Genomic DNA, 18,371 nt, shown 5'->3' on the forward strand with positions numbered 1-18,371 from the left:
AATGGACTTTTTTTAATATTTGAACGAAGTGTTCAATTTGATTTTACAATCCGCCTTTTTATTAAAATACAATTTTATTTTTTTATTAATTGATTAATCACTCTATCTTGTGTAATTTGATACAAGTTTAGTGTGATAAATGTATTTCGTTTTTTCATATAAAAAAACAACCTCAGAGAAATTATATATCAAAAGGTTATACAAGATTGGTATAAATATAAAAGTAATATAAATTGAAATGAATTCATATTATAATTTTCACAATCTTAGTCATTAAAAATAACATTATTCAGTTTAAAAACCTGAAGTATATGGACTTTTTGATAAAAGCTATTATCTATGCTTGACTTTACTTCACAAAGATAAGACAATGACTGTGCAATATATGAAAGCGGATACACTATAAATGGTATATCTATTTTTGAAAGCATGGGGAAAATAATGGATAGTTTATTATTTACAACATATGACCAAAATAAAATTAATGAATTACAAGATAAACTTAACCAGCTTAGTCTTCCTATCAAAGTAGTTGGTTTAGCTGAAGTAGATTATGCACCACAAAAGTCATATTCTGAGGCAACATTTTTAAGTAATGCTAGAGCTACAGCACATCGTTTAGCTGAATTTACCAATTTGCCTACATTATCAGAAAGCTCAGGTCTAAGTGTTGATTATCTACTTAACTCTTTAGGAATCTTGCCTTACCACCATAATGGTCAAGATGATAAAGCTAAATTATTAGGCTATTTAGGTGGAGTTTCTAGTGAAAAAAGGACAGCTAGCTACTACACTACCTTTGTCTTTACTTGGCCAGGTCAAGAAAGCAATGATATTGTTAGTGCTGGTAGAATCAGTGGATTAATTGCTAAGTATCCACATGGTAGCAGTAACTATGGTTACGATGCTTTATTCGTAGTTCCAGAACTAGGAAAAACCTTTGCAGAAATGAATCTCAATGAGAGAAACTCAATTTCGCACCGCAATAATACATTAAATAAGTTATTGTGTGATTTACCCGATTGGTGGGATGCTCAAAAATCTGCTCAGGCAATTAATAACTAGCTCACTTTGAAAATTAAACTGGTTAAATAATATCTACTTACTTAATTCAATAACTTCTTAATACTCATAAATAAATCCTAAAAAAGGTAGGTCAAAATTGACCTACCTTTTTGTTTAAGCTTTACATAATTAAAAATATTTTTATAAATCTTGATCAGTCTTGGTCAAATCACTACGATCTGAAATCCAAACATATAGCGGCAAATTAATCTTACCTTTTTCATCGATTGCATCAACGACTTTTTCAATCAAAAATTCTTGCCATTTCTCTGCAGGTTGCATCCCTGGGTGACCCAATTGTGGTACCAACCATCCATTTGCTAATGGCTTACCTGTAGTCAAATCTACAATCATGCCGACAGTATAATTATAAAAATCAAAACTACCTTCAACTACAATCCAATTACTACTATTCATCAATTCAGATTGCAGCTTAGTTAACATTTCCGGCGGAATCTTTCCTTCTGTAACCATCATTCTGCCCTTAATTGGACCATTTTTCTTTTCGAAGTCTTGCAAAACACCTTTCATAAAAAGCTTTTGCCCTAATTGATCAAATTTTGTTTCATCTTTTAACATAATCATGTCCGCTTTCTTTAGAATCAATATCCATTATACTAAAATTTGTTTAGTATCGTATCTTCACTTGTAAATTAGAGTGATCACTTGTGTCGTACAGCGTCTTTAGATATAACCGATACTCAGGATGGTGCTTAATCAAAACTTGATATTCTTTAGAAGCATGGATTTTATTCAACTCGCTAGCCTTTATATGATTATGACCATTAAAGAAATGATAGTTCATCCAGCCAAACAAATTCCCCATCGCCCTAACTAACTCGATGTCTTCGTGATACTGATTTAATTCACTTTGCATCATATCCGCAGAAATACTACCAAGCTGTAGATCTTTTAAATACTTATGATAATGAACTAAAGTATAATTTTCCTTTTCCTCATCCGTTAAATATCTTGTCATATCAAAATTACGCCGCACATATGTAATGTGCCGTGAATGAACTCGCACTACTCCATAGCCTTGATCATTAGAACAAAAACTTGATGTAACGATCTCAGTTGTAGGCGTCATGTCTTGTGGTCCCATAATATTTTGAGCATGAATATGACCAGAAAAAGCTAATTTCACGTTGTAGCGCGCACACAAACGTCGTAGCTCAACAGCGTCATCAACTACATAGCCCTTGTTAACTGCTGGATTATGTGCATATAAATTATGATGCATAAATAAAACCGGACGTAACTGATGTTCCTGCGCATAACGAAATTGTTTTTCAATCCATTTTAATTGTACTTTTCCAATTTCGCCGTGAGTGTGCGGTGCTTCTGTTGTCTCTTCTTTTCCATAAATATTTGAATCCGCTAAAACTAAAAGATATTGCGGATTCAGTTGGACACTGTAAGCCAATGAATTATCGTCTTCATCTAAGGCCTCACGATATGATTTATCAAAGATCGAGCGCCAAAACATTGGGCTAATTTCACCAGCATAGAACTGTTTTTTACCACGAAATTCTCTAGCCCACCCATCAAAAATGTCGTGATTTCCAGGTAAAACTAACACTTTAGTTTCTTTCAACGGCTTAAAAATTTGAGCAAATTTCTCAGCAGAAACTCGTTCACCGTTAAATGTCACATCACCAGTTACAATAATTGCGGCAGGCTTTTTTCTTTGTGCCATTCGCATAAAAGCAGAAAGGGCTATTTCTTGATAATACAAATCCTTACCTTGACTAGTTTTTTGCATGCGTGAAAAGGCTTGTCCTTCATCATGTAAACTATCTGCGATTAGGTGCGTATCCGAGATCACCCAAAATTCTGTGTTAAGCTCTTTTGTAATCATTTCTTACCTTCTGTTAGCCCAATACTGATAGAAATCAACCCGCAAATTTCCGTTAAATAGTTTGCGCTTCTTAGTAGCCTTTGCACCAAAACATTTTTCAAAGTTAGGATCTGCAGTTAAGTAATACTGACTGAACGAACTAAGCGGTCTAAGTACTTCTCCCATTTGGCGATACAGCTCTTCTGCCGACTCACGATCCTTCAATCGCTTACCATAAGGTGGGTTCGCAATTATAATTCCATTTTCTAGATCAGTAGTAAAGTCTTTAACTGCGATTTGTTTAAAGCGAATATCTTGCAATACACCTGCATTGTGAGCATTTAATTTAGCTACTTCAAGAACAGACTGATCAATATCACTAGCCCAAATTGGTGCTTCAAGCGACTTAACTTCACTCTTAGCCTTTGCCAATACTTCATTATGTAGTTTAGGGTTAAACCAGTCAAAACCATCAAAGGCAAATTTACGCCAGGTTCCTGGTGCTATATTTTTAGCAATTAATGCTGCCTCAATAGCTAAAGTTCCTGAACCAGTCATAGGATCAATTAAGGGGTGAGTACCATTATATGGAGTTAGTTTTAATAGCCCGGCCGCAAAATTTTCTTTCATAGGGGCTCCACCATGCTCTACTCGATAGCCACGTTTAAACAAACTAGCGCCTGTAGTATCTAGCGAAATTCGAGCTACATTTTTATAAATATGAATATCTAAGGGATATTCATTACCAGTTTCTGGCAAAAAGCCACGACGATGGTACTGGTCAACCATCTTATTAACAATTGCCTTTTTTACAATTGACTGTACATCTGGTTCAGAGTGCAATTTGGATTTTACAGCTCTACCTTGAACAGGAAACTTAGCGTCAACAGGCAATAATTCAGCCCAATCAAAATCATAAATCTCATTAAATAAGGTATCAAAATCTGTTGCTCTAAACTCTTTTAGCAAAATTTTAATTCGGTCAGCTGTTCTCAGCCAAAGATTAGTTCTAACTATATCTTCTTGACCACCCTTAAAAAAGACACGACCATTTTCAACACGGGTCTTATACCCCATAGACTGTAATTCTTTATTAACGACACTTTCAAAACCAGCGCCCATAGTTGCGTAAAGTTGGTATTCTTTCATTATTACTCTTTCATTTTCAAAATAAAAAAGAGCTGGACCTAAAAGCCCAACTCTGCCTGTGTGAATTTCTATAAGCCACGTTTTGTTCCAATAATCTCTGGCAAAGATTACCTTCAGTAGTCATCTATCTTTACTGCTTAAAGCAATAATCCGACCTTTAGTTCATTTCCTTAGGCCGAAACTCCCCCACCAAATTTGGGTTTCACACTCGCAGGGTTTACCTCGTTCCACCAAAGCCATTTCTGACCTTGCTTCGTCACTGTGGCACTTTTCAGGATAGTAATGCATGTCCGAAGATTTAGCACTTTTTCCGCCGTGAAGACTAACGTCCCCCTCCAGCTTGTTAGGCTGAATACGATCACTACAAACATCGCAGTCTGTGTGTGCGTGGACTTTCCTCAGCTAACATAAGCTAGCCGCGCCTACTCAAAATTCACACTGTTAATCATTATAGCAAAAATTAATGCTTTAATCCATAAACGTGTTGTTCTAGATTATAAACTTTTCTTTCCAAAGTTGAAATCCGTTGAATAATAGCCATATTAGTCGAAATTTCACCTTGAGTATCATCTGCATCTTCTGCAAACTTCACAGGCGCACTTCTTCTATGCGTTGGCATATAAGTCTTAACCTTTTCTTCTTCAGCCTCAACTGTTTTCTTTGCTTTTTGCTTTTCATCCATTAATTGACGTTGGAGCGTACCGATCTGACCATACAAATCTTCGATAATTTGTTGAAAAGTAGTATAATCAGAAATTACTTCATCTAAGTATGCATCAACTTCATCGGGATCATATCCCTTTACTTTACTTTTGAATTGTTTCTTTAATATATCTTGTCCTGATAATTTTATATCATTTAAATTTGCCATCTTACTGACAACTCCTTTACATTCCACCCTATTTTAGCAAAAACAACGCTGACTGAAAATAAAGAAACAGACTTTAATAAAATTTTTACCATATTATTCAGAAAAATGATTTATTTGATGATTTTCTTGGTATTCTTCAGCTGCATCTTGTAAATCATAAAAATCAATTAAATCTAATGGATATTCTTTAGTTTCCTGGTATTTTTGGATTAAATTATAATCATATTTAGGTTTACCTGGGTGCTCTGAATCATAGATCATCAATGCTCGATCAGTATGCTGAATCATAAAATTTTGATAATTACGTAATTGAAGTGGACTTTGATAAGGGGTATTAGAAGTTGAAGCAAAAAAGTCCACTTTTTCCTTCAAATTTAAGAATTTAGCTTTGTTACTATCATTCCATCGATTAGCAAATTCTTCATATGGAATCATTATTGATGTTCTTACCGGATATTTTTCTCCTAATTCAAGTCCAACCTCAGCTGTCCACTGTTCGACACCGAGGTTAGCTCCAGTAATAATCCAGTCCAATTGCCCATCATCCAGTAGACTTGTCAGGTAATTTTTTAGGGCATATTTAATGACAGTTATCTTGGGATCACGATCGCCAAAAACATTTAATTCATAGCTGCGATAGCCAGTCACCCATAAACGCTGCATTTGTTTAAGCCCCCCCTTTATGTTCAAAAATGTAGTCTTTATTGCTATAATGCTAACAGGAGTGAGGACAATGGTCAAATATCCTAGCGGTAGTTTAGCCGCATTTAGAAAACCTGTAACTAAAAAAGATGAACATCCAGTTCACCGATCATATCATCATAAAAAAGGTGTTAACTTTTCTGATCGTGGGATGACACTTGAGCAACAAATCAATGAATCTAATAAATATTATTTAATGGAAGAAATTGCAGTTGTTCATAAAAAGCCAACCCCAATTCAAATTGTTAAAGTTGATTATCCCAAACGTTCTAAGGCGGTCATTCGTGAAGCTTACTTTAGGCAAGCTTCAACAACTGACTATAATGGTGTTTATAAAGGGTACTATCTCGATTTTGAGGCAAAAGAAACACGGAATAAAACTAACTTCCCATTAAAAAACTTTCATGAACACCAAATTTTTCACTTGGACGAATGCTTAAAACAACAAGGAATTTGTTTTACAATTATTAGGTTCGCTAGCTTAGAGCGCTACTTTGTTACTCCAGCTAGTTTTGTAATTCGAGCTTGGCGAAAAAAAGATAAAAGCTCAATGACTTTAAAAGAAATTGAAAACAATTCTTTTGAAATCAAAAGTGGCTTTCGTCCTACACTGCCTTATCTTAAGGCGGTAGATAAATTCATTGCAGATAGGAAAAGATAATCATGGCAGATAATAACAATAATATGAAACGAGAATCACGAAGAGACTATCATGGTCGAAGGCCAAGTAGTGGCCACTTATGGATTAGAATCATTAAATGGATCTTTTTGCTGATATTTTTAATAGTAATCTCTGGAATCGGGCTTTTTGCTTTTTATGCCAAAGATGCTCCTAACATTAGTCAGGACCAATTGCAGAGTGGTAAATCTTCAAGTCTATATACTAATAATGGTAAGTTTTTACTATCACTTGGTTCTGAAAAAAGAATTTATGTTAAAAATAAAGACATTCCTCAGCAATTAAAAGATGCTGTAGTTTCAGTAGAAGACAAACGTTTTTACAAAGATAAGTTAGGCGTTGACCCAATTAGAATTATTGGTTCTATGTTAACTAATGCCAAAAGTAATAGTATTGCTGCAGGTGGTTCTACTATAACCCAGCAGTTAGTTAAGCTAACGGTCTTCTCTACTGCCGCTTCTCAACGTACTCTGAAGAGAAAAGCTCAAGAAGCTTGGTTAGCTATGAAAGTCCAACATGAATTCAGTAAAGACCAAATCTTAGAATTTTATATTAATAAAGTCTTTATGAACTATGGAAATTATGGCATGGGTACTGCTTCTAACTACTACTATGGTAAGCCACTAAGTAAGTTAGATTTGGCACAAACTGCATTGATTGCAGGGATGCCGAATGCACCTGTTGCATATGATCCATATCTTTATCCGCAAAAGGCCAAATACCGGCGTGATATTGTTTTAAAGACTATGCTACAAAATGACAAAATTACTAAAGCTGAGTACAATCAAGCAGTTGCTGAACCAATTAGTAAGGGACTTAAATCACATCGAAATAATAACGAGTCTAAGCTTAGAAAAATTGATGATCCATACATTAAAGAGGTAATTTCTGAAGTTAAGAGCAAAGGCTTTGATCCATATCACGATAATTTAAAGATTACTATTAATATCGATCAAAAAGCTCAAAACAAGCTGTACGAGTTAGCTAACAACGGTTCTGTACCTTTTACAAACAATAAAATGCAAATTGGTGCAACTGTAGTTGATCCAAACAATGGTCATGTTGTTGCAATCTTAGGTGGACGTCACTTACCTTCTGTTCAATTAGGATTAGACCGGGCTGTTCAAACTGTACGCTCTACCGGTTCGTCAATTAAGCCAGTACTTGACTATGCACCTGCTATTCAATACTTGAATTGGTCAACAGCAAAAATGTTTGATGACAGTAAGTATGTTTATCCTGGTACCAATATCCAATTATATGACTGGGACAACAAATACGACGGGATGATGACTATGCGACATGCATTGGAGCAGTCACGTAATGTTCCAGCTGTTAAAACTCTTGCTGAAGTTGGAGTAAAACGGGCTTCAGCTTTTGCTCGCCGAATGGGCGTTAATGTTTCACCAAAATCTGGTTTATCAGTAGCAATTGGCGCTAATGCGTCTAGTTTACAAATGACTGGTGCTTATAGTGCTTTTGCCACCATGGGCGTATACCACAAGCCGCAATTTGTTTCTAAGATTGAAACACCAGATGGATTAACCAGAAATTATGATTCAAATGGTGTACGTGTAATGAAGAAATCAACTGCCTATATGATTACCGATATGCTTAAAGGCGTAATCAAACGAGGCTCTGGTACTAATGCAAAAATTGCAGATCTTTATCAAGCTGGTAAAACCGGTACTGTTAAATACTCTGATGAAGATCTAGCTAAGTACCCAAGCTATAATTCAACTCCAAAAGATTCATGGTTCGTTGGTTATACCAGATCATATGTTATGGGTGTTTGGACTGGTTACGATAATTTAAAGGACGGTACTATTTCTGGAATAGGTCAACAATCTGCACAGCTAATGTATAAGAGTATGATGACCTACCTAATGAACAATAAGCCTAACCTAGACTGGAAACAGCCTAGCTCAGTTGTAAGAGCGAAAATTGTAAATAACTCTAATCCTCCAGAATTAGCAACTAGTGGCGGCACTTGGCAATTATTTGTTCGAGGCCATGCCCCAGCCGGAATTGGTAATAGTGCAGCAAGTTATGATGAAGACGACGAAGAAACTGATACTTCAAGCGATAATACTGGAACTACTCCTTCATCTTCTAGAACTGCAGTTACTCAATCATCATCAAGTCGTGAAAATGGCTCATCATCTCAATCCAATAGCAGTCAGCGAGCCTCTTCCTCTCAAAGAAGAACACAATCTTCTTCAACACAACAAAGTTCATCAACGAGAAAACCTGAGGAAGAATCACATGAACGTAATGATGATTCGGATAATGACTAGGCAATAATTAAATATATTTATTAACAGATAGCGTTTTGTTATCTGTTTTTATTTTGGCCGAAACGTAGTTGAGGCCTGAAATTGTAAAATTAAAATTTAGTAACAACAGATTATATAAAATTATTCAATAAAAAAAGCCGAATTTATTTCGGCTTTACTTTTCGGAATTTAAATAAGAATACGGATCGCCTTTAGCTCGAGCTGGCATTGTATAACGACCAAATAGAATCATCGCATGGTGCGTTTTTATCCATTCACTTTTAGGTAAAATTGCTTCTAATCGCTTCTCTACTTCATGTGGAGTAGCTTTGTCATCTACAATATGGAACTTTTTAGAAATCCGTGACACATGAGTATCAACAGCAATAGCTGGCACACCATAGCCTTCAGCCAAAACAACGTTAGCAGTTTTCTCTCCCACCCCTGGTAAGGTCATCAATAACTTTTTATCCTTAGGAACCTGTCCATTATATTTGTCGACCAAAATTTGCGCAGTGGCCTTTAAATGTTTAGCTTTTGAACGAAATAGACCAATAGTTTTTATCTCATGCTCAATCTCTTCAATTGGAGCTTTTGCTACTACTTCTGGGGTTGGGAACATTTTACTAAAACTAGGCATAACACGATTAACCATCTTATCAGTCGTTTGTGCGCTCAACATAACCGCACAAAGTAAATGAAAGTTAGTATCCCATTGCAATTCACCTTGTGCGTCAGGATACAATGCTAAAATTTTTTTCAAAACTCTACGTGCTTCTTCATCACTCAATAAATCTTCTGTCATTTTTATCGATTCCTTTTCAAAAATCTCTCAACTTCATCAGTTGTTTTCAGACTATGCCTTTGCCAATTAAGTAAAACACGATCAATATACTTTAAAGAATATGCCTGAGACAATACAGCCTCTCGCAAAGCAAGTTCAATTAATTCAGGAGCATAGTGATCCACACTTAACCATTGCGCAATCTCTTCTCGTTCAATTGGACTCAGATAGCGACCAAATTCAACTTCTACTTTTCGTGACAAATAATTTAACGGATTATTTTCTAAATTATTAGCAACTGAAACAGTTTTATCTTTTTTCTTATCTTTGATCAAGACGTTTTGATCAATATAGTGATCAAGTGCATTATACAACTTATTGAGACTATATTTATTACCAATTTTATCCTGACTATCAGTCATTTGTTCAATAGTTAAATAATTTCGTTCAATTAGCCGCTGAATAAGATTACCCACATCACTAACCGATAAATTAGTATTAGCAGCAATCTTTTCATTAGATGGAAAACTCTCACCTCGTTGGCTAAATGCTTCCAATTGGATTATCAAAATTAGTTCAGCATCACTAATGCCTAATTGAGGGTAGTAAGCGATCAATCCATTTTGTAAGGTTGTAAAGCCTAATGCCCGATAATCATTAAATTCCAAAATAATTTCCTTTCAAAAACAAAAGTTGAACTAATAACTAGTCCAACTTTGTGTATCAATATTTAATTATTAACCAAATTAAGGTTGCATTCTGTTAATCAATCTTGGGAACGGAATTGCTTCACGAATGTGGTCAAGGTGACAAACCCAAGCAATAGTACGTTCAAAGCCCATACCGAAACCTGAGTGAGGAACTCCACCAAATTTACGTAAGTCAAGGTACCATTGGTAGTCCTCCAAATTCAAACCAGCGTCAAGAATTTGTTGCTTAAGGATTTCGTAATTTCCTTCACGTTCTGAGCCACCAAAAATTTCACCATAACCTTCTGGTGCAATTACATCAGCACATAAGTATTCCTTAGGATTATCAGGATTCTTCTTCATATAGAATGGCTTAATTGAGGTTGGATAGTTGACAATGAAGACTGGACGATCATATTGTTCTGAAATATAGCCTTCATCTGGAGCACCAAAGTCATCGCCCCACTTAATATCACGTCCAGCATCTTGAAGCATTTTAATTGCATCATCGTATGGAAGACGAACGAAGTTACCTTCAGTAGTTGGGCGAAGTTTTTCAGGATCTCTACCAAGAATCTTAAGTTCATATTCATTATTTTCTAGAACTTGCTTCACCATGTAGGCAAGATATCTTTCTTGAATATCTAACGATTCATCTTGATGCATCCAAGCCATTTCTGGTTCCATCATCCAGAATTCAGTCATGTGACGACGACCCTTTGATTCTTCAGCTCTAAAGGTTGGGCCAAAAGTAAAGATCTTACCATAAGCCATTGCACCTGCTTCACCATACAATTGACCTGATTGTGAAAGGTATGCATCATGATCAAAGTATTCTACATGGAATAATTGCGTAGTGCCCTCTGGAGCTGAGTGCATAAAGATAGGCGCATCAAATTTGATGAAACCTTCCTTTTCAAAGAAGTCTACTGTAGCCTTAAACATCGTGTTTCTAATTTGCATAATAGCAAATGGCTTCTTTGATCTTAACCACAAATGACGGTGATCAAGTAAGAAATCAACACCGTGTTCCTTATTAGTGATTGGATAGCCTTCATTATTTGAAACTACCTTTAAATCTGAAATTTGAATTTCATAGCCAAAGTGTGAACGCTCATCCTTGTGAACAGTACCAGTAATGTAAAAGCTGGCTTCTTGACGTAATTCCTTAGCAGCTTCAAACACTTCTTCTGATACATCATTCTTGCGAATTACCCCTTGGAAGAATGCAGTACCATCACGTAATTGCAAAAAGATAATCTTTCCGCTTGATCTTTTATCTGTTAACCAAACATGCATCTTAACTTCTTCGTCAACATGTTTAGAAGAATCTTTAATTGAAATCAATTCTGTCATAAATTCCTATCCACCTTTTTATCAATTATACAATTTCCATAATACCAAAGTTTCTACAAATTATCGACTTCTGAGATATCATTTCCATTTTTGAATTCATATAAAGTATAACCTAGGTTGCCGTTTTGTTTTTTGTAGGCCACTTCCCAAACGGCCTCACCCTTATACCAACCAAGATTAATATTATTTATTGTAGCATCCGTATGGATAGATTTAAACTTATTTTTAATCTTAGATTCAGTGATTCCTTTGGCCGCAGGATATAGATATGCCTTTTTAGAATTTGGCAAATAAATAAAGTAATATTGTTTTCCCTTATTATTGGTGCCTGCTATAGCATAGCTGCTAGTGCCGCGATCTAAATGATAATAGTTTTGAATCTTTCTAATTGGTGTTTTACTAGTAGCTAATTGCGTAACTTTTTGATCATTGCCCCGACTTCTAGATCCAGCATAATAAAAGATAGCAATGCTGGCTAGAAAGGCAACTATTATCAAACCAATTACCCAACTCACAAACTTGATTGTTTGTCTTGTATCATCTTGTAACATAATTATTTATTTTCTAATTTCTTTTTTAATTCTTCTCTAGTAACCTTTTCAACTTTGACAGGAATCGTTTGAAGGAACTCTTGACCATAATCTTTAGTCCATAATCTTGGGTCTAAAATTACAAATTGACCATGATCCTGTTCTCCTCTAATTAAACGGCCCATTCCTTGTCTAAAACGAATGACAGCTCTTGGTAAACTATCTTTAGTAAAAGAATCGATTCCCTGATCTTCCAATTTCTTCTGCCTTAAACGAACTTCAGGTTGATCAGGAGATTCAAACGGGATTTTTGCCGCAAAAACAGTATCAATCCCACAATCATGAAAATCAATTCCCTCCCAAAAACTATCAGCACCAATTATAATTGACTTTTTAGCAATTACAAACCTCTTAGCAATTCGGTTATTGGAACCAGACAATCCCTGGGCCAAGATTTCAAAATCTTTTAGCTGTGGCTCATTCATAATCATGGTAAAAACAGTTTTAATTTTTTCTAAATTAGTCATCAAAACAAGTGCATGGTGCTTATCTTGAATGTCACTAAGTAAAATTTGTGCAATAGTCTTTTCAAATTCTTCACTATCAGGGCTAGGCATATTATTAACTGCCAGTACCTGCAAATGCTTTTTTATATTAAAAGTACTTTTACCAATATATTCAACCGGATGTAATTCTGTTAAAGCTAACTGGTTGATTGCATATTCAAAATTTCGATTACTGGTTAAAGTAGCACTGACGAAGGCAATATGGTCAAAACGACTATAGATTTGTTTTAATACTTCACCAGCATCAAGCATTAACCAGTCTAAATTGGTACTTAGTGGATCATCAGGATTAGTAATCATCAAAATAAAACCATCTTGCTCTAAACCTTTTTGATCAGAAAGCAAATCAGCCAATTGATAGCCCTTTTCAGAGTAATAATCTAGGCGATCAATTTGTTCCGTAATCTCATTGACTAATACCTCAACATTAGCCAGCATGCGTTCTTGTTCATTATATAATTCAAATAAAACCTGATTAGTTAAGTCCCTAACCTCTTCTAATTTTTGTTGGAACTTAGGTAAAATCGCTTTAAACTTGCTATTTCCGCCAAATAAACTTTTTCCTTGAAAACTAAGTTCTAGATTACCATTAGCTAAAACTGTCCGATTAACAGCATTATCTCTTTGAAAATAAAGTTGCTTTTGTAATTCATTAATTAACTGAATTAATTCCAAAATTTTAGGATCTATTTTCTTTAGTAAAAGGTTCAGCTGCACATCATCATTAAATTGCGCTTCAACACTTTCATCTGAGAAATAAAGCAAATTACGGAGATGACTTAAAACTCCCCACAAAGCTTCAAAACGTAAAGAATCATTACGCGAACTTACGACATTGTCTGTGAAACGATGAGCTTCATCAATGACTAAATACGGATTCTGACCCCAAATTGTATCCATATAGTGGTTAGCCAAATAAGCATGATTAGTCACCAATATATCCGCTTCTTCTTGTCGTTTACGCGCTAAATTCCAAAAATCGACCCCTGCAAAACGGCTACCTACTCTTGCATCCCCTGGATGTTGAATCTGTGCAAAGAGTGGTGCATTATAGTTAGTTAAATTTAATTCATCTAAATCACCAGTTTTAGTCTTAGTCAGCCAAACCAGTATCTGCATCTGTAATATCAAGGTTTGCTTATTCGGTGTACCTTGAAAAATCGTCTGTACAAATCCGTCAAGGTCAAGGTAACGACTACTTGACTTAACTACTTCTGCAGTCAAATCCAACTTAGTCACCTTAAATAACTGCGGAATTTCATGTTCAATCACTTGTTCTTGCAACACTTTAGTTGGTGTAGCTACAACTAATTTTCTACCAGAATAAAGCTGATAAGCATAAGCAAAAAGATAAGAAAAAGTTTTCCCGGTCCCGTTAGGTGCTTCAATTAGCATCGCCCTTTTATCTGGATCATTAATAAACTGATGCAAATGATTAATTAGGTCGACTTGAGCTCTACGAAAGTTTAAATGACCTTTAAATAGCTTTTGTTTCTCTGAGTCAGTCTTTGGGAATTTAGCATTCCCACCATGTGCTTCAGAATTATCATTTTGTTTTTGCAGAATAATATTACGCACTTGCATATATTCTTTACCTAAAGGCCGTTTTTCTTGACGTAAATTATCTGCAATCGTTGTAATCACCCAAGATGTATCCCGAATAAGCCCATGAGATAATGAACTGAGGGTATTCAGTGTAGCTTGAGGTAGACTTTCTAATTTATTAAAAATTTCAAGCAATAAAACTGCAGTCCCATAAGCATCAGAATCTGCCTTATGTGGATCTAAATGTTTAATCCCCAATTGTGTTGTCAAATCACTCAATTTATAAGATGGAAAAGTCGGAAAAGCAATCTTAGCCAGTTCTACAGTATCAATTGCTTTATTTGTAAGTGCCTCATAACCATGTTGCACTAGTTCATAATTCAAAAAAGGCAAATCAAAGTCAACATTATGAGCTACGAAAACAGTATTTTGCAAAATTTTAGTAATTTTGGGTGCATAATAATCAAAATCTCTTTGTTTTGCTACATCTTGATCATTAATTCCGGTTAAATTAACAACTGATTGTGGTATTTCACGATGCGGATTGATCAAAAATGAATAAGTTTTAACTACCTTGAGATTTTTAATAATAGCACACCCAAACTGAATAATATGATGCCCATTCTCACGTTGCGTTCCTGTAGTCTCTAGATCAACTACAGCAAATGTATCTTTAGTAAAACTTTTTGCCATAATTTCCTCCTTCCTCTATTTCACTTCAACCGCTTGTTTAGCATCAAGCAGAATTAAATATTTTCCAATAACTTTTTTTTGACTAAATTCATTGATAGCTTGTTCATATAGTCTAAGCTGACCTGTATATTTTTCTTTAATCAATTCAATTGATTCAGATAAATGCGATTGATCAACGTGGTCAGTTTTGTAGTCAAACAAAATAATACCATCATTTTTGACAAAATAGCCATCAATTGTACCATGAACCAAAATTTTGGCATTAGGATCTGAAAAGTTTTTAAACAAAGTTTTAGCGGAGATTAAACTAGAAAAATCTATTTCTCGCTTTAAATTCTCTGGCTTTTGCCAAAATTCCTCGGCAAAATTGCTATGAACAAACCACTCAATTTGGTCTTTCTTTAAACTAGAAACAATTTCTGGATTCAGTTTCTTTTGCTTAATCAATTCTTGAATTTCTACTTCTAGTTGATCTTCAGCACCATTGCCTTGATAATCATAATACTGCAAAATCATGTGTGTAGCAGTTCCAATTTCTGCACCAGTAAACTTAGTTTGATACAAGAAATTAGGTTTAGTATCAATCGGTTGTAAATAACGATTAGTCGATGTCAATAAGTGAGCATTCTCTAATTCGGTCTCGATCGGATCGTTGAATGCTTTTTTTATTTCAGATACCGCCTGATAAGCTGTAGTTTCACTAGCATCTTTAAACGGATAATTAAATTGATAAAGCCGTTTCGTGGTTTGATTTAAAAGGTTACTTTGCGTTTTATCATTACTTGTCTCCGCTTTCTGATAATCAGGTAGTTCACCGTTAGCATTTTCATAATTAATATACAAAAACGACTGACTCTTATCCAACGAATTAGTAATATCAGACATTTTCACAGCTAGGTGACGATCTAAAGCCAACGCAGGTCCCATAAAACTCAATGGACTAGTGGAAGATAACTTATCTGCTAATGATAATTGACCAATCTGATTTAGTTCAGTCGACCATTCTTTAACTCGTTTATCCAGATTAGGAACATCGCCAACCAAAATTAATTTCTGCTTAGCCCGCGTTAATGCTACATAAAGAATTCGCGCTTCTTCTTCTAATAATTGCCTTTTTTTAGTTACATTTCCCATCGCTTTAACTAAAGAGTCAATCCGATAATGTTCTTCACGGAGCGTAATTCCTATACTATCTGAGCTAATCACATAGTTACCTTTTAAATCACGCATTTGATATTTATGCTGCATCCCCACATAAAACACGATCGGAAATTCTAGTCCCTTAGAACCATGAATAGTCATTAATCTGACCGCATTACCAGCTTCTTTAGTTAATAAAGGCTGTGCCAAGTCCTTCTGACTTTGCCGCATCCGATTAATAAAATTGATAAATTGGTATAATCCCTTGAACCCTGCACTCTCATATGAAGCAGCACGTTCATATAAAGCTTCTAGATTAACTCGTCGCTGTTCACCATTAGGTAGTGCGGTCATTATCTCTAATAAATTTGTCCTAGCATAAATGCTCCAAATCAATTCAGAAATACGATGTGCCGTGGCAAACTTGCGCAAATCAGCTAGTTGATTTAAAAAATCTTTGATTCGAGTACTTAATTCATCTCCTACACCTACATAAGAAGTCAATGCACTATAGAAAGTAGAGTTCTTACTCTTGATACGAATTTTAGCTAAATCCTTTTCACCAAAATTAAACAAAGGCGAACGTAAAACTGAAACTAATGGAATATCCTGATCGGGATTATCAATGATCTTTAAGTAGTTCATCATAACAGTCAATTCAAAAGTTTGAAAATAATTCTTCGCATCAGTTACAAATAATGGTATATCCTGCTTAGCAAATTCCTGCATTATTTCCAAATTATCACTACGACTTCTAGTCAAGATAGCAATATCACTGTAACGTAACTCTCTCATTCCTGTTTTACTATCAAAGATTTGTACACGCTCTTCTTTTAGTTGCTTAATACGTGCTAAAACCATTTGAATTTCAGAAAAATCTATCTCATTTTCATCTTCATTACTGCTATTTTTCTTTTCATGAACAATTACTTCACTAGCTTTAGGAGTGTTTTCAGGATAATACTTAGCACCAAAAATCAATTGTCCTTCTTTTTGATAGTCAATCCCGCCAAAATCTGAACTTAGCACACTTTTAAATACTTGATTTACAATTTTGGTAACCGGCTCAGTAGAGCGGAAATTATCTGACAACAGAATTCTTTTGGTTTGTTTATTATCATCATTGGCAAAATCATGGTATTTTTTTAAAAATAAGCTTGGCTCTGCTTGTCTAAAGCCATAGATCGACTGCTTTACATCACCAACCATGAAAAGCGTATTTTTATCTTTATTTTTGATTTGCTGGATGATATTTTCTTGCAAAGCATTAATATCCTGATATTCATCAATCAAAATCTCTTTGAATTTATTTTGATAAAATTCACGAGCCATTTGAGAATTCGATGTATCTTGACTCAAAATCTGATAAGCCAATTGTTCCATATCACTATAGTCAAGCAAATTTTCACTGCGCTTCAGCTTATTAAACCGATCAATCAAGGCTAGCTCGGATTTAGCAATTGCAGCAACAATCTTTTGGCCGCGCTTCATGACTTTAATTTGTTCTTGTTCATCAACAGCAAAAAATGAAGTAAAAGTATCAAAAACCAAATTTTTTGCTTCATCTTTTAACTTTTGTAGGTCTTCATAAAAATTTAGAACATCTTCATCCCATTTACTTGACTTACGATAATTCGCTGTAAAAACACACGAACGTAATAGTTCTCGTTGTTTATCGTAGTCTGCATCATTTTCTAAAGCAAAAACAAAATGATCTAAATTTTGTGCAAACAAGGTAAAAGCTTCCTTAGCCTTAGCTAGCTCTTTTGTTTCTATTACTGGATTTTCTAAATAATCATTAATTTTCCCTTGTAAGTCGCCAATACTAGTGAGCAAGTATGGCTTAATCTGTTTTTGCCACAAATCAGATTCCACGATACTGCCATTAACCACGTAAACATCAACCAATTTTTTTAACCATGAGCGATACTCAGGTTTGGCCATGGCAAAATCATACAAATCTAGCAACAAGTCGCGCGGGCTATCCGCATCTCGATCCCCTGCAAAGTTATCATAAAAATGCCTAAAATTTACGTCTTTCTCTTCTAGAAACTCCCCTTCAATTTCACGTAATGCACGTTCTTTTAACAATGCAGCTTGAGTATCATCAGTTAGAATACTAAAACTTGGATCTAAGTTTACAGAGTAATAAAAGCGATGGATTACTTCTAGACAAAATGCATCAATTGTAGAAATATTAGCAGTATCCACTTGATTTAGCTGCTCACGTAAATATCTGCGATTAGATCCCGGCTTTGCTAATTCAGCTGATAATGCCTGTTTAATTCTAGTTTTCATTTCTTCAGCTGCTGCTTTGGTAAATGTAATTACTAATAATTCATCAACTTGGGTTCCCGAAAGAATCTCCCTTAAAACGCGCTCAACAAGAACAGTTGTCTTACCACTACCTGCAGAAGCAGAAACCAGAATATCATGACCTCGATCATCAATTGCTTGTTGTTGCTCTTTAGTAAATTGAGACAATT

At 35.0% G+C, this 18,371-nt stretch carries 14 protein-coding genes and 1 other RNA gene; 3 read left to right on the forward strand and 12 right to left on the reverse strand.

Annotation, left to right across the window (positions count from 1 at the left end; translation table 11 throughout):
• Positions 1 to 441: 441 nt before the first annotated feature.
• Entirely contained in the window at positions 442 to 1,065 is a 624-nt protein-coding gene (locus CP352_RS09540; RefSeq protein ID WP_005722384.1) for a non-canonical purine NTP pyrophosphatase, read from the forward strand.
• A gap of 141 nt (positions 1,066 to 1,206) precedes the next feature.
• On the opposite strand, the gene CP352_RS09545 is transcribed toward CP352_RS09540, so the two are convergent.
• The 6 genes from CP352_RS09545 to CP352_RS09570 all read right to left on the reverse strand — a co-directional run bounded on the left by CP352_RS09545 (position 1,207) and on the right by CP352_RS09570 (position 5,588).
• On the reverse strand, positions 1,207 to 1,644 hold the full coding sequence (locus CP352_RS09545) for a hypothetical protein (RefSeq protein ID WP_005726999.1): 438 nt from the start codon (positions 1,642 to 1,644) through the stop codon (positions 1,207 to 1,209).
• 49 nt (positions 1,645 to 1,693) lie between these two features.
• Positions 1,694 to 2,926, reverse strand: a complete 1,233-nt coding sequence (locus CP352_RS09550; RefSeq protein WP_005722382.1) for a metallophosphoesterase — start codon at positions 2,924 to 2,926, stop codon at positions 1,694 to 1,696.
• 3 nt (positions 2,927 to 2,929) lie between these two features.
• On the reverse strand, positions 2,930 to 4,054 hold the full coding sequence (locus CP352_RS09555) for a class I SAM-dependent RNA methyltransferase (RefSeq protein WP_089147480.1): 1,125 nt from the start codon (positions 4,052 to 4,054) through the stop codon (positions 2,930 to 2,932).
• A gap of 66 nt (positions 4,055 to 4,120) precedes the next feature.
• Positions 4,121 to 4,488, reverse strand: an RNA gene (gene rnpB, locus CP352_RS09560) — RNase P RNA component class B.
• Between the two features lie 26 nt (positions 4,489 to 4,514).
• Positions 4,515 to 4,925, reverse strand: a complete 411-nt coding sequence (locus tag CP352_RS09565; RefSeq protein ID WP_005723079.1) for a DivIVA domain-containing protein — start codon at positions 4,923 to 4,925, stop codon at positions 4,515 to 4,517.
• Between the two features lie 93 nt (positions 4,926 to 5,018).
• A complete protein-coding gene (locus CP352_RS09570) occupies positions 5,019 to 5,588 on the reverse strand; it encodes a DUF1273 domain-containing protein (protein ID WP_005719679.1) in 570 nt (189 codons plus the stop codon).
• 70 nt (positions 5,589 to 5,658) lie between these two features.
• Here CP352_RS09570 and recU point away from each other — a divergent pair, with 70 nt between their 5' ends.
• Both recU and CP352_RS09580 read left to right on the forward strand, forming a co-directional pair.
• A complete protein-coding gene (gene recU / locus CP352_RS09575) occupies positions 5,659 to 6,288 on the forward strand; it encodes a Holliday junction resolvase RecU (protein ID WP_005723080.1) in 630 nt (209 codons plus the stop codon).
• A gap of 2 nt (positions 6,289 to 6,290) precedes the next feature.
• The gene (locus CP352_RS09580; protein ID WP_089143301.1) at positions 6,291 to 8,603 is read left to right on the forward strand and encodes a PBP1A family penicillin-binding protein; all 2,313 of its coding nucleotides are present in this window, start codon (positions 6,291 to 6,293) and stop codon (positions 8,601 to 8,603) included.
• 154 nt (positions 8,604 to 8,757) lie between these two features.
• On the opposite strand, the gene nth is transcribed toward CP352_RS09580, so the two are convergent.
• The 6 genes from nth to addA form a co-directional block, all read right to left on the reverse strand.
• The gene (nth, locus tag CP352_RS09585; RefSeq protein WP_061204729.1) at positions 8,758 to 9,387 is read right to left on the reverse strand and encodes an endonuclease III; all 630 of its coding nucleotides are present in this window, start codon (positions 9,385 to 9,387) and stop codon (positions 8,758 to 8,760) included.
• 2 nt (positions 9,388 to 9,389) lie between these two features.
• Positions 9,390 to 10,034: a DnaD domain protein gene (locus CP352_RS09590; RefSeq protein ID WP_005719684.1), complete on the reverse strand. Its 645-nt coding sequence runs from the start codon at positions 10,032 to 10,034 to the stop codon at positions 9,390 to 9,392.
• Between the two features lie 78 nt (positions 10,035 to 10,112).
• Positions 10,113 to 11,411 (reverse strand): asparagine--tRNA ligase, encoded by a 1,299-nt coding sequence (gene asnS, locus CP352_RS09595; protein ID WP_089143300.1) that lies wholly within the window; start codon positions 11,409 to 11,411, stop codon positions 10,113 to 10,115.
• 53 nt (positions 11,412 to 11,464) lie between these two features.
• Positions 11,465 to 11,962, reverse strand: a complete 498-nt coding sequence (locus tag CP352_RS09600) for a hypothetical protein (protein ID WP_013086404.1) — start codon at positions 11,960 to 11,962, stop codon at positions 11,465 to 11,467.
• A 2-nt stretch (positions 11,963 to 11,964) separates the two neighbouring features.
• Complete coding sequence (locus CP352_RS09605; protein ID WP_089143299.1) at positions 11,965 to 14,745, reverse strand: DnaQ family exonuclease/DinG family helicase; 2,781 nt, start codon at positions 14,743 to 14,745, stop codon at positions 11,965 to 11,967.
• Positions 14,746 to 14,760: 15 nt separating this feature from the next.
• The gene (gene addA, locus CP352_RS09610) at positions 14,761 to 18,369 is read right to left on the reverse strand and encodes a helicase-exonuclease AddAB subunit AddA (protein ID WP_089143298.1); all 3,609 of its coding nucleotides are present in this window, start codon (positions 18,367 to 18,369) and stop codon (positions 14,761 to 14,763) included.
• Positions 18,370 to 18,371: the final 2 nt, after the last annotated feature.

The organism is Lactobacillus sp. UMNPBX1 (assembly GCF_002554085.1).
Taxonomy (GTDB): Bacteria; Bacillota; Bacilli; order Lactobacillales; family Lactobacillaceae; genus Lactobacillus; species Lactobacillus crispatus.

What these genes read in the sequence shown, in the direction of transcription:
- CP352_RS09605 (WP_089143299.1), bottom strand. Translation starts at nt 14,745, where the DNA reads ATGGCAAAAAGTTTTACTAAAGATACATTTGCTGTAGTTGATCTAGAG.
- nth (WP_061204729.1), bottom strand. Translation starts at nt 9,387, where the DNA reads ATGACAGAAGATTTATTGAGTGATGAAGAAGCACGTAGAGTTTTGAAA.
- CP352_RS09540 (WP_005722384.1), top strand. Translation starts at nt 442, where the DNA reads ATGGATAGTTTATTATTTACAACATATGACCAAAATAAAATTAATGAA.
- CP352_RS09600 (WP_013086404.1), bottom strand. Translation starts at nt 11,962, where the DNA reads ATGTTACAAGATGATACAAGACAAACAATCAAGTTTGTGAGTTGGGTA.
- asnS (WP_089143300.1), bottom strand. Translation starts at nt 11,411, where the DNA reads ATGACAGAATTGATTTCAATTAAAGATTCTTCTAAACATGTTGACGAA.
- CP352_RS09545 (WP_005726999.1), bottom strand. Translation starts at nt 1,644, where the DNA reads ATGTTAAAAGATGAAACAAAATTTGATCAATTAGGGCAAAAGCTTTTT.
- CP352_RS09555 (WP_089147480.1), bottom strand. Translation starts at nt 4,054, where the DNA reads ATGAAAGAATACCAACTTTACGCAACTATGGGCGCTGGTTTTGAAAGT.
- CP352_RS09580 (WP_089143301.1), top strand. Translation starts at nt 6,291, where the DNA reads ATGGCAGATAATAACAATAATATGAAACGAGAATCACGAAGAGACTAT.
- CP352_RS09550 (WP_005722382.1), bottom strand. Translation starts at nt 2,926, where the DNA reads ATGATTACAAAAGAGCTTAACACAGAATTTTGGGTGATCTCGGATACG.
- CP352_RS09570 (WP_005719679.1), bottom strand. Translation starts at nt 5,588, where the DNA reads ATGCAGCGTTTATGGGTGACTGGCTATCGCAGCTATGAATTAAATGTT.
- recU (WP_005723080.1), top strand. Translation starts at nt 5,659, where the DNA reads ATGGTCAAATATCCTAGCGGTAGTTTAGCCGCATTTAGAAAACCTGTA.
- CP352_RS09565 (WP_005723079.1), bottom strand. Translation starts at nt 4,925, where the DNA reads ATGGCAAATTTAAATGATATAAAATTATCAGGACAAGATATATTAAAG.